Consider the following 12,687-nt stretch of genomic DNA (forward strand, 5'->3'; position numbering starts at 1 on the left):
TTTTATGAAGATAGGGATTACTTTTGGCGTATTTGATTTATTACATGCTGGCCATATTATGATGTTAGAAGAAGCCAAGCGACACTGCGATTATTTAATTGTTGGACTTAACACAGATCCTTCGGAGGTATTTCCGGAGAAAGCCAAACCCACGCAGACTATTGTCGAGAGATACATTCAACTAGAGGGGTGCCGTTATGTGGATGAAATTATTCCCTACGAGACTGAGCAGGACCTTATTGATATGATCAAGGCTTTGCCTATTCAGATACGTATTATAGGTGAGGAGTATCGGGATACTGATTTTACGGGACGATCCTATTGTGTGGAGGAAAATATAGATATCTATTATAATAAGCGCACACATCGTTTCTCAAGCGCAGGATTGCGAAAAGTTGTCGCAGATAAAGAGGCCGAGAAAAAATAAAATTTATGAGTAATATTATCCATGTCGTGTTGACTGGTGGGGTAGGCAGTCGTTTGTGGCCTTTATCCCGTAAGAGTTATCCGAAGCAATATTTGTCCTTATTTAAAGGCGGATCATTGTTTGAAATGACCATTAAACGTAATCAGTCGCTAAGCGCACAGGTTATCGTGGTTGGTAATCGTGACAATCATAGCCTGAGTCGGGAGGTGATGGAGAACAATAAAGTGGATTATATCGATATTGTGGAAGCTACGCCGCGCAATACCGCTGCGGCAATTGCCTTTGCGGCATTTGCCGCACAGCCGGATGATATTTTGATAGTAACACCATCGGATCATGTGATTGTAGGTGATGAGGCCTATGCCAAAGCAATTAAAGCCGGCATTGAAAAAGCAAACAAGGGTTATATTGTTACTTTTGGTATTCAGCCCACTCGCCCGGAGACAGGCTATGGTTATATTGAATATAAAGACGATAAGGTATTGTCTTTCCGTGAAAAACCTAATCAGGATACAGCCGAAGACTTTATTGAACGAGGAAATTTTCTCTGGAATTCAGGTATGTTTTGTTTTCGTGCGGACACCTTCTTGAGCGAATTGCAGAATTTCGAACCGAAAGTGTATGCTACGGCGTTTAATGCCTGGCAACATCGCCAGAACGGCGAGTTGGATTTGGATTTGTCTAAGGAGATTCCTTCTATCTCGATTGATTATGCCGTCATGGAGCGCTCAAAAAAAATTCGGGTCATCGCGACTAGTTTTCAATGGTCTGACTTAGGCTCTTTCGAGTCTATGTATGATTATCTCAAACAGACCGGTCATCCTATCGATGAAAATGGCAATATGGTGATCGGGACAGATGTCTACACCGCTTTTGTAGGGTTAAGAGATAGTATTTTAGTGCATACCAAAGACGCTATTTTAGTCCTGCAAAAAGAAAGGTCACAGGACGTCAAAAAAATATATAACACCTTAGAACGTCATCAATCCAAATTAATTGACTAAGGTAAAGGAACCCGATTAACACGATGGGGTTCCTTTTGATTTAAGTTGTTCTTATTATTAAATATTGTCTCCATAGAGCGCTTTGTTAATAAAAAATTAATCTGGTTGTAACGCTGTTTCCTAATGTATTCCTAAATGTCCCTTATTTGTCCCTGTCCGATTTAATAATGAATTAATATTAATATCAGATATTTGGTTAGTGTTTAATAAGACTTTTATGTTGAGCACTTAGTTGTTTAATTTTAACCAACATATCGATATGATCATTATAATCATACTTATTTTTTTATTTTTGGGAGGGTATCTTTTTTGGAGGAAAAGACAGTTAGAGCAGCGATTTAGTAGATATGTCGGAATGACTGTCAACTATATGTTCCAAGAAAGGCCTGGACAATATAGTGGGGATAAGAATGCTAGAAGCGGTGTCTTTGTTTTCAAAGCTGAACGGAACGATGAGCAGCTAAAAAATGTTGTTATTCGAAAAGTAAAACCATTACATTCTGCGTTGGATGTGAATCTTGAGCAGATTTTAGTTATCCCATTTGCAGGTAAAGAAAATATTAGGTCTGATGTTTCTGTACGCTTTAAGGCAAATCGGCGGGCCGCAAAAATTGAAAACCTTACTGGTGGGCGCGTTGTTGTCTCCGGTGTTCTAAATTTTGAACAAAATCGAACTGTATTATTTTCAGCAACATTACCTATTTCAGGTCTTTATCAAAAAACTGAGATCTGATTAAATAACTATAAGTTTTATATAATTTCATTCCAATATACCCTACTAGGGATATTCTATTTATATAAGTTTAAATGTTCCACGTGGAGTACGGTTTTAAGCATATAATTAGGTAACAATTTTTTAATTTGTATCAATCAATTTAGATGAGTACTTTTGTTACTCAATCTTAATACCGATGCTTGATTCATTGATTACATCTAAAACTAGACTCAAATTATTGATAAAGTTTTTTGTATCTGCGGATAATAAAGGGCACCTACGTGGCTTGGCGGATGAGTTCCAAGAATCGACCAACTCAATTCGAAAAGAGCTGAACCAATTGTCTGAGGCAGGGTATTTAGAAAAGAGTACAGCTAAAAACAAAATTTTGTACCGAGCCAATACTAGACATTCTTTATTTAGGCCTCTTCAGAAATTAATTCATGCATACTTAGGGCTTGACGAAATTGTAGATAATATATTGCAGAAAGCAGGAGATATTCAAGAAGTTAGTTTAATAGGGGATTATGCTGAAGGTTTAGATTCTGGGAGAATTGATTTATTAATTTTAGGTGAAAATATAAATCAGGCATATTTATTGCAGTTAGCGGACAAAGTCAGAGAGAGATTAAAAAAAGAAATCGTTATTAATTTTGAAGATGTTGTTGGACATCGCATTGTTTTGTTTGACAATAATAAGGGAGAAGGTAAGAGATCTAAAACTTAATCTCCTTTATGGTTGAAAATTAGTGTATCTAAAGATAGAGAATAGTAGTTTATCTTATTTTTTAGATAAAGGTGTTTGTTGAATAGATAATTATTGGTCGTACATTATACGTATGGATATTTTAAAATTAATTGGAAGAAATCAGGAACTTTTTAATAATGATATTGAAAAGCATGAAAATGAGCTAACCGCAATTGTTAGTTCATCTAAATTTTTAGTGATTGGCGGTGCAGGATCTATAGGGTCCGCAACCACAAAAGAGATTTTTAAAAGAAACCCAAAGAAACTGCATGTTGTCGATATCAGTGAAAATAATATGGTGGAGCTGGTTCGGGATATTCGTAGTAGCTATGGTTATATAGATGGGGATTTCCAAACTTTTTCCTTGGATATTGGTTCACTGGAATACGATGCTTTTTGGAATTCTGATGGAGACTATGATTATGTTTTGAATTTATCGGCTTTGAAACATGTTCGTAGTGAAAAAGATCCTTATACTTTAATGCGAATGATTGATGTTAATGTATTTAATACAGATAAGACTATTCAACAATCTATTAAAAGTGGGGTGAAAAAATATTTTTGTGTTTCTACCGATAAGGCGGCAAATCCAGTAAATATGATGGGAGCTTCCAAAAGAATTATGGAAATGTTTTTGATGCGTAGAAGTAGAGAAATTGATATTTCAACTGCTCGCTTTGCCAACGTCGCTTTTTCTGATGGTTCCCTGTTACATGGTTTTAACAAGCGTATAGAGAAGCGTCAGCCTATCGTTGCACCCAATGATATTAAAAGATATTTTGTCATACCGAAAGAATCTGGAGAGTTATGCCTGATGTCATGTATTTTTGGTGAAAACCGTGATATCTTTTTTCCAAAACTGAGCGAAAAGCTTCACCTCATTACTTTTGCTGAGATTGCTGTTCAATATTTGGAAAATATTGGTTACGAGCCATACTTATGTGAGAATGAAGACGAAGCCAGAGCATTGATTAATAGTTTACCTCAAGAAGGAAAATGGCCTTGTCTTTTTACAAAAAGCGATACCACTGGGGAGAAAGACTTTGAAGAGTTCTTTACATCGACAGAGACTTTAGATATGGAACGTTTTGAAAATTTAGGAGTTATAAAAAATTCACTTGATGAAAATATCGACAAAATCAATTTATTTGAGAATACCATTAATGCAATGAAAAATTCTGGGGCATGGAAGAAAGAGGAAATAGTAGAGCTCTTTAATCAGATGATTCCAGATTTTGGACATAAAGAAACAGGTAAGTATTTAGATGCAAAAATGTAAAAAATGGAAAAAATAAATCAACTTATTTCATTTGTAAGGGAGCAATATAAAACAGATAAATTCATTCCATTGCACGAACCTAGATTTCGAGGAAATGAAAAAAAATATGTTTTAGATACTATTGACTCTACATTTGTATCTTCGGTAGGGGCTTATGTGGATCAGTTTGAAGAGATGATGCAAACATTTACTCAAACAAATAAGGCAGTTGCGGTTGTTAATGGGACTTCCTCTTTGCAAGTTGCCTTAAGGTTAGCTGGTGTCAAAGCAGGTGAAGAAGTTATTACCCAAGCATTAACTTTTATTGCTACGGCGAATGCTATTATGTATAATCAGGCAATTCCAGTTTTTGTTGATGTTGATCTAGATACCATGGGATTGTCGCCTAAAGCGGTAGAGGCATTTTTGGAACAATACGGAGAAATTCGTGAGGATGGTTGTTATAATAAATCCACGGGAAAGAGAATTGCAGCATGTATGCCTATGCATACGTTTGGTTTTCCTGTACATCTAGATGAACTGCTCCTTGTTTGCAAGAAATGGCAAATTCCTGTTGTGGAAGATGCTGCAGAATCTCTCGGAAGTTATTACAAGGGTAAACATACAGGTTCTATGGGGCTTATTAGCGGCTTTTCTCTTAATGGGAATAAGACTGTTACATCTGGAGGCGGCGGAGTGATCGTGACGAATGATCCTGAGTTAGGTAAACATGCAAAATACTTGACGACTACGGCGAAAAGACCACATCCTTATGAATTCTTTCACGATGAGTTAGGGTATAATTTTAGGATGCCTAATCTGAATGCTGCGTTAGCTTGTGCACAATTAGAGGAGTTAGAAGTTTTTTTAGCTGATAAACGAGATTTGGCAGCTTCATATGCAAAGCTTTTTAAAGGATTAGGATTAAAATTCAGAGAAGAATTGCCAGAATCAAAAGCTAATTATTGGTTGATGTGTGTTGAACTTGAGAACAAAGCCGAAAGAGAAAGTTTCCTTAAACATACAAATGAAGTGGGTATTATGACTCGCCCTATTTGGAATCTTATGCATCGTCTCCCTATGTATGCTAATTTTCAGCGTGATGACCAAAAGAATGCAGAATTTTTGGAAGAAAGGATTGTTAACATTCCAAGCAGTGTTAGGTAAAAATGGGTAAAATCGCAATTATCGGATATTCCGGACATTCCTATGTTGTATTGGATGCATGTTTAAAAAATGGTCTAAATGTTCAATTTTATAGTGACTTGTCTGAAAAACGAGAAAATCCTTTTAGTTTGCAATATATTGGAAATGAATCGAATGAAATTTTTGACTGGAACCTTGCCGATGACTATGTTTTGGGAATTGGAGATAATGGTATTCGGGAAAATATTTCGTTTAGAATTGAATCCAATGGAAAGAAAATAATAAATGTTATTCATCCTACTTCCGCTATTGCAAATTTCGTGAAATTAGGTAGTGGAAATTATGTTGGACCACGCTCTATTATAAATGTATTTGCACAAATTGGAAATTGTTGTATTGTGAATTCAGGAGCGATAATAGAGCATGAATGCCAGATAGCAGATTACGCTCATTTGGCGCCAGGTTCTGTTTTGGCTGGACAGGTGATTATTGGACGGAAGACATTTGTTGGAGCTAACGCTGTTGTTAAACAAGGGGTAACCATCGGGGACAATGTAATAATTGGTGCAGGAAGTGTCGTTTTGAATGACGTACCAACTGGCGAAGTTTGGGTTGGGAATCCTGCAAAAAAAATTAGATAATGAAGAATAAAGTTATAATTATTGCCGAAGCGGGGGTTAATCACAATGGAAGTTTAGAAAATGCTTTCAGGTTAGTTGACGCAGCTGTCGATGCAGGTGTTGACTATGTGAAATTTCAAACCTTTAAAGCTGATAAGTTAGTCGCGAAGTCAGCAAAAAAAGCGGATTATCAGATACAGAATACGAAGAATAACAAAGATTCACAGTTGGATATGTTGAAAAAACTTGAACTTTCACATGATGACCATGAAAAGTTGATTCAATATTGTAATCAAAAAAATATAAATTTCTTTTCTACCGCATTTGATCTAGACTCTTTACAATATTTAAAAGACATCGGCTTGACTTTAGTGAAAGTACCATCAGGGGAAATTACAAATTTACCTTATCTCCGTAAAGCTGCAATGTTGTTTGACAGAGTAGTTCTATCTACTGGAATGAGTACACTGGAAGATATTCGTTTAGCTGTTGATGTTTTTTCAAAAGAGGGTATTAATAAAGATAATATTACAATTTTACATTGTAATACAGAATACCCCACTCCAATGCAGGATGTTAACATGAAGGCGATGTTGAATATTGCAGAAACGTTCCATACCGAAATAGGCTATTCTGACCATACACTCGGTATAGAGGTGCCGATTGCAGCAGTTGCGTTGGGGGCTCGTGTTATAGAGAAGCATTTTACTTTAGACAAGCAAATGGAAGGTCCTGACCATGCTGCTTCGTTAGAGCCAGATGAATTGAAAGCTATGGTAACTGCAATAAGGAATATAGAGCAAGCTATTTCTGGTTCTGGGTTGAAAGAACCAAGTGAATCTGAGAAGAAAAATATAGCAATTGCGCGAAAGAGTATTGTGGCAAAAGCCGCAATAAAAAAAGGAGAGGTTTTTACAGAGTCGAATCTCACCGTGAAACGGCCTGGGGCCGGTATTTCGCCAATGTGTTGGGATGAAGTTGTTGGAAAGATTGCGGGACAAGATTTTGAAGAGGATGATCTAATTTGTCTGTAATGAAAAAAATATGTATTGTAACTGCAACAAGGGCAGAATATGGTCTACTAAAGCCGTTAATGCATAAATTACAAGAAAGTGATCAGTTCGAACTACAAATTGTGGTCACAGGTGCTCATTTATCTCCCGAATTCGGATTGACCTATCAGTTTCTTGAACAGGATGGCTTCCATATCGACGAAAAAGTGGAAATGTTACTATCATCCGATACAGCCACTGGGATTGTGAAGTCTATGGGGGTAGGTATGATCGGGTACGCAGAGACATTTTCCAGATTGTCTCCTGCTGCTATTGTAATTTTAGGGGATCGGTATGAAATGCTTTCAATAGCATCAGCGGCAGCTATTTTTAATATCCCTGTCATTCATCTGCATGGTGGCGAAATCACCGAAGGGGCTTATGATGACGCTATTCGTCATGCAATCAGCAAGCTTAGTAAATTACATTTTACTTCGACAGAGGAGTATCGAAGAAGAGTTATTCAAATGGGTGAACAGCCCAATAAGGTTTACAACGTTGGTGCTATCGGTCTTGATAATATCACTACGATGGACCTTCTCTCAAAAGAACAACTAGAGAAAGATTTAGGAATACGTTTTAAGAGATATAACTATCAAGTTACCTTTCATCCAGAGACATTATCCCATATATCGTCCAAAGAGCAATTTGAGTTGTTACTAAGTGCAATTGACGAACAAGAAGATAGTTACTTTATTTTTACTAAATCCAATGCGGATACTGATGGTCGTATCATTAATCAATTGATTGATCAATTTGTAGCTAACAATGGACATAAAGCTTCTGCGTATAACTCGCTTGGGAGCTTACGATTTCTATCAGTAGTCAATGTATGCGATGCAATTGTAGGAAATAGCTCAAGTGGGATTATTGAAGCACCTTCTTTAAATACACCTACGATTAATATCGGCGATCGTCAACGGGGGAGAACGCAAGCGGAGAGTATTTTAAATTGCCCTGTAGAAAAAGAGGAAATATTAAAAAGTTTTCGGATTATTAAGGAAGCCCGTTTCAGGGAAAAATTAATCGGGTTAGTAAATCCATATGGTAATGGGGGAACGACTGAAAAGATTTTGCAGATTCTGTCAAATCTAGACTTCGATCAATTGACAGCAAAAACATTTTATAATATAAAATATAACTAATGAATATTGTTGAAAACCATACAATTTACAAGTCTGCGTCTGTTCGCGAGGCTTTGGTTAAACTGGATAAATTGGCTTCGGATGCTATATTATTTGTGGTTGATGGTGATAATAAATTACTTGGGTCATTAACTGATGGTGATTTGAGGAGAGGGTTTATTAAAGGGTTGGGGTTTGATAATATGTTGACCGATTTTTTACAGCCATCTCCCAAATATATACTCGAGAAAGAATATAGTTTGGATAAACTGGCCATTTTCAAAGCGAATCATTTTAAGGTCGTACCCATTCTAAATGACCAGCATATAATTGTCGATATCCTAAACTTTAGGACACGTACAACGCTTATTCCTGTGGATGCCGTTTTAATGGCAGGAGGGGAGGGGAAGAGGTTGCGTCCCTTAACGGAAACCACACCAAAACCTCTTTTGAAAGTGGGGGAGAAACCAATTATTGAATATAATATTGATCGTCTGCAAAGGGTAGGGATTAAAAATGTGAATTTAAGCATTAACTATTTGGGAGATCAGCTTATTGAGTATTTCGGCGATGGTTCTGATCGAAATTTAAACATACAATATGTTAAGGAAGACAAGCCTTTGGGTACTGTTGGATCTGTACTTTTAGTGGAGCATTTTGAGCATGATGACATTATTATTATGAATAGTGATCTTTTGACTAATATTGACTATGCTGACTTTTTTAAGACTTACAAAGATTCAGATGCTGATATGGCCGTCGCAGCGACATCGTATCATGTCGATGTCCCTTATGCCGTTTTGGAGGTTAATGAGTCAAATACTGTAAAATCCTTGAAGGAAAAACCTAGATATACCTATTATTCCAATGCGGGAATTTATATCTTAAAGAAAGATCTTTTAAAAATGATTCCAAAAAATCAGTTTTTTGACATTACAGATTTGATGGACAAAATCATTGAGATGAATTTAAAACTCATTACCTATCCAATTAATGGATACTGGCTAGATATAGGTAAACATGAAGATTTTAAAAAAGCACAAGAGGATATTAAACATATAAAACTGTAGATGAAAAATTATTTATTAATACTTTTTTTTCCAATTATAGTGTTTTCATGTGCAAAGGATCCCGAAAACTCAATACAAAAGGACATCAAAAATGTCGGGAAGGTAATATTTCTGAAAGATAGTATGTTTGATGTGAAAATCGAGAAGTCCTATTTGCGGCCTGATAATGGCGTGGTAACAGACAATTTTGCTTATAGTGATATTTTAAATATTAAAGACTCAACTTTAATGTTGGTAACGATGGTTAGCCCAAAAAATATTGAGGATTTTGCTGCGGGGTCAGTGGTAAAGTATTCAAGCGCAAACTTCGGTAAGTCTTGGAAAAAGGAAGGGGATATAAGTGCTGATTTTCCAGGCGCAATTAATTTGTCTATGCCGTCTTTAATAAGCGTCGATTCTAATCATTTATTGCTTGTATATTTGGTAAAATATAGCACGCAACGAATTGATTTAGTGATGGAGGAGTCATTTGATACAGGACGTACTTGGTCTGCACCTAAAGTTATCTATGGTGAAAATCAAGGATATCAGATTATTAATAATGCTAGATTGGTTAAGGTCGGAAAAACAGTTTATTTACCTGTTTGTGTCGCAAATGGTGGAAAGTTAGCTTCATTTCACTATTTTACAAACGACAATGGCAAAACTTGGCAGAAATCTAATTTGATCCGCTTGGACGATAAAGATCTTATTGAACCTGGAATTACCGCTGTAGGCCCAAATGAATTGTTAATGAATATAAGGACGAATTTGGGCGCTATATTATTTGCAAGAAGCTATGATTTAGGGAAAAACTGGCAATTTGAAGAAAGTAATTTTATTTCTCCGTCCTCTCCGCAAACTATTCGTCAAATTCCAGGGACAAATAAGCTAGTAATGGTCTGGAACAATAATAATGTTAATTACGCAACTCACGGACTTAACAGAAGTCCCTTTTCGCTGGCAATAAGTAGCGACAAAGGTAGAAATTGGAAAAGAATTTGTGAAATTGAATCTTTTAATAATTTTGCTAAAGACCATACCTATGCTGCAATAAGTTTTGATAAGCAATTTGCATATATAAGTTACAATGAACGTAACAATGTTAGTTATAATTTTTCTATAAAAATTGCCAAAATTAACCTTAATTATTTAAAATAGATGAAAAACATATTGATAAGTCTTTGTGCAAGGGGGGGGTCGAAAGGGATTCCCGGAAAAAATATTAAATTGTTAGATGGAAAGCCGCTGATTCATCATAGTATCCAATTTGCTAAATCTCTCGAGGGAGAGTTTAATACATTTATTGAACTGTCGACAGACGACTTTGATATTAAAAGGGTTGCCGAAAGTTGTGGATTGAAGTCTATGTATAATCGCCCAGTGTTTTTAGCTACAGACTCGGCGGGTAAAGTTGACGCTATTAGAGATCTTTTGAATTACGCTGAGAATAAATATAACGTTAGATTTGATTATGTATTGGATTTAGATATAACTTCTCCACTCAGAACAAGTGAGGATGTTTTAAAATCTTTCGAGCTAATGGAAAAAAACCCCGATGCTCTGACTCTTTTCTCAGTAAATAATGCGAGTCGGAATCCATATTTTAACATGGTGGAAAAGAGCCCTAGCGGTTTTTATGAATTATCCAAAAAATTAGATGTTAGTGCTCTATCCAGACAAACCGCTCCAGCAGTTTATGAGCTCAATGCGTCATTCTACTTTTATCGTAGGGAGTTTTTTGATTCGAATTCGAATGGCGTTATTACGAACCGTTCATTAATATTTTTGATGGAACACGTTTGCTTTGATTTAGATCATCCAATTGATTTTGAATTTATGGATTTTTTAATAAAAAACAATAAATTATCATTTTTTCCTAAAAACGAATCATGAAAGTACTAATTGTTGGTTTAGGTTCGATAGCCCAAAAGCATATTTCAGCTATAAGAGAATTGGATTCAGGAATTGAACTCTATGCATTTAGGCGAAGCCGGTTGAATGATTCTGTTGAAAATATTAACAACATATATTCTTTGGAAGATAATTCTGTTAGCTTTGATTTTGCTATTGTTTCCAATCCGACAGCCAATCATGCGGATACGATTAGGCAGCTTAAAATATTGAGAGTGCCCTTATTTATTGAGAAGCCTTTATTTGAAAGACTTGGATATTTAGACCTTATTAGGGAGATTAATAGAGAAAAAATAGAAACATATGTTGCTTGCAATTTAAGGTTTTTGGATTCTTTAAAATTCCTAAAACAATTCCTTAATGAACGAATAATTAATGAAGTAAACGTTTATTGTGGATCTTTTCTCCCTGATTGGAGACCAAATATAGACTTTAGATCAGTATATAGTGCCAATAAAGAGCAAGGGGGAGGAGTGCATATTGATTTGATACATGAAGTAGATTATCTTGTTTGGTTATTTGGGTTTCCTCTTGAAGACCGGAAAACATTTCTGTCAAATTCATCTCTTAATATAAGTGCTTATGATTATGCTAATTACCTATTTATCTACGAAAAGTTTGCTGCAAATGTCATTTTAAATTACTATAGAAGAGATGCTAAAAGATCCATAGAAGTTATTTGTGCAGATGATACGATTCTAGTTGATCTATTAAAAAATTCCGTTTCGCTGAACGGTAAGATTGTCTTCGATTCTCCTCAACTTATTAGAGACACGTATATAGAACAGATGAGATTCTTTATTGATAAAGTTAAGAATGGAAATAATATAGATTTTAATAATATAAATGAAGCATATAAAATTTTGAAATTATGTCTGGAAGATTAATAGGGCAGATTATTATTGTAACTGGAGGATCTGGCTTAATTGGCAAGCCTATAGTTGATTATTGTAAAAACGAAGGTGCTAAAGTAATAAACGTTGATATAAACCAAGAAACTTCTCTTGAAAAAGGAAGATATAATTGTGATTTGACTAAAGCTGATGAAGTAGATCAGATGATCGATGATGTTGTTAGTTATTTTGGACGAATAGATGGTTTAGTGAATAACGCTTATCCAAGGACAAATGATTGGTCCGCCAAGTTTGAAGAGATCAAATTTCAATCATGGCAAAAAAATGTTGATATGCAACTTAACGCTGTTTTTTATATATGTCAAAAAATCTTGGCGATAATGAAGAGGCAATCCAGCGGCTCTATTGTCAACATTGGTTCCATTTATGGAGTTGTGGGCAATGATTTTACGATCTATGAAGGGTACGGAGGAACTTCGCCTGCAGCTTACAGCGCTATAAAAGGAGGAATAATCAATTTTTCTAGATATTTGGCATCTTATTTTGGCAAACATAATGTAAGAGTAAACTGTGTGTCACCAGGAGGAATAAAAGATGTTCAACACCCTTCTTTTATTGAAAGGTATGAAGAAAAGTCACCGCTGAAGCGGATGGGACGGGCAGATGAAATTGCACCAGCGGTTATATTTCTTTTGTCAAATGAGGCTTCATTTATCACTGGACACAATTTGATGGTTGACGGAGGTTGGACAGCAATATAGAATTAAATTTTGGAC

Annotated in this window: 14 protein-coding genes; all 14 read left to right on the top strand. The window is 35.6% G+C overall.

The features are described 5' to 3' along the window. Window positions 1-4: 4 nt before the first annotated feature. The 14 genes from ABTV71_RS00745 (at window position 5) to ABTV71_RS00810 (ending at window position 12,672) form a co-directional block, all read left to right on the top strand. Complete coding sequence (locus ABTV71_RS00745) at window positions 5-427, top strand: adenylyltransferase/cytidyltransferase family protein (RefSeq protein WP_433901921.1); 423 nt, start codon at window positions 5-7, stop codon at window positions 425-427. Between the two features lie 5 nt (window positions 428-432). Further along, window positions 433-1,431, top strand: a complete 999-nt coding sequence (locus ABTV71_RS00750; RefSeq protein ID WP_433901922.1) for a mannose-1-phosphate guanylyltransferase — start codon at window positions 433-435, stop codon at window positions 1,429-1,431. Window positions 1,432-1,690: 259 nt separating this feature from the next. After that, on the top strand, window positions 1,691-2,164 hold the full coding sequence (locus tag ABTV71_RS00755; protein WP_433901923.1) for a hypothetical protein: 474 nt from the start codon (window positions 1,691-1,693) through the stop codon (window positions 2,162-2,164). Between the two features lie 178 nt (window positions 2,165-2,342). Beyond that, on the top strand, window positions 2,343-2,873 hold the full coding sequence (locus ABTV71_RS00760; protein ID WP_433901924.1) for an ArsR family transcriptional regulator: 531 nt from the start codon (window positions 2,343-2,345) through the stop codon (window positions 2,871-2,873). A 112-nt stretch (window positions 2,874-2,985) separates the two neighbouring features. Beyond that, window positions 2,986-4,173: a UDP-N-acetylglucosamine 4,6-dehydratase gene (locus ABTV71_RS00765; RefSeq protein WP_433901925.1), complete on the top strand. Its 1,188-nt coding sequence runs from the start codon at window positions 2,986-2,988 to the stop codon at window positions 4,171-4,173. Between the two features lie 3 nt (window positions 4,174-4,176). Continuing rightward, window positions 4,177-5,319: a LegC family aminotransferase gene (locus ABTV71_RS00770; RefSeq protein ID WP_433901926.1), complete on the top strand. Its 1,143-nt coding sequence runs from the start codon at window positions 4,177-4,179 to the stop codon at window positions 5,317-5,319. A gap of 2 nt (window positions 5,320-5,321) precedes the next feature. Then, a complete protein-coding gene (locus ABTV71_RS00775; RefSeq protein WP_433901927.1) occupies window positions 5,322-5,939 on the top strand; it encodes an acetyltransferase in 618 nt (205 codons plus the stop codon). After that, window positions 5,939-6,952, top strand: a complete 1,014-nt coding sequence (neuB, locus tag ABTV71_RS00780) for an N-acetylneuraminate synthase (RefSeq protein WP_433901928.1) — start codon at window positions 5,939-5,941, stop codon at window positions 6,950-6,952. Before ABTV71_RS00775 ends, neuB begins: the two co-directional genes overlap by 1 nt. Beyond that, a complete protein-coding gene (neuC, locus tag ABTV71_RS00785; RefSeq protein WP_433901929.1) occupies window positions 6,952-8,115 on the top strand; it encodes a UDP-N-acetylglucosamine 2-epimerase in 1,164 nt (387 codons plus the stop codon). The genes neuB and neuC overlap by 1 nt, the downstream gene beginning before the upstream one ends. Then, the gene (locus ABTV71_RS00790) at window positions 8,115-9,164 is read left to right on the top strand and encodes a nucleotidyltransferase family protein (RefSeq protein WP_433901930.1); all 1,050 of its coding nucleotides are present in this window, start codon (window positions 8,115-8,117) and stop codon (window positions 9,162-9,164) included. The genes neuC and ABTV71_RS00790 overlap by 1 nt, the downstream gene beginning before the upstream one ends. Then, window positions 9,165-10,304, top strand: a complete 1,140-nt coding sequence (locus ABTV71_RS00795; RefSeq protein ID WP_433901931.1) for a sialidase family protein — start codon at window positions 9,165-9,167, stop codon at window positions 10,302-10,304. Then, window positions 10,305-11,039 carry a cytidylyltransferase domain-containing protein gene (locus ABTV71_RS00800; RefSeq protein ID WP_433901932.1) on the top strand — a complete coding sequence of 245 codons (735 nt, stop codon included), beginning with the start codon at window positions 10,305-10,307 and terminating at the stop codon, window positions 11,037-11,039. After that, window positions 11,036-11,944: a Gfo/Idh/MocA family protein gene (locus ABTV71_RS00805; protein WP_433901933.1), complete on the top strand. Its 909-nt coding sequence runs from the start codon at window positions 11,036-11,038 to the stop codon at window positions 11,942-11,944. The genes ABTV71_RS00800 and ABTV71_RS00805 overlap by 4 nt, the downstream gene beginning before the upstream one ends. Then, window positions 11,929-12,672, top strand: coding sequence for an SDR family oxidoreductase (locus tag ABTV71_RS00810; protein WP_433901934.1), 744 nt, complete (start codon window positions 11,929-11,931; stop codon window positions 12,670-12,672). The genes ABTV71_RS00805 and ABTV71_RS00810 overlap by 16 nt, the downstream gene beginning before the upstream one ends. Window positions 12,673-12,687: the final 15 nt, after the last annotated feature.

It is taken from the genome of Sphingobacterium puteale, assembly GCF_050986225.1.
In the GTDB taxonomy this organism is placed as follows: Bacteria; Bacteroidota; Bacteroidia; order Sphingobacteriales; family Sphingobacteriaceae; genus Sphingobacterium; species Sphingobacterium puteale.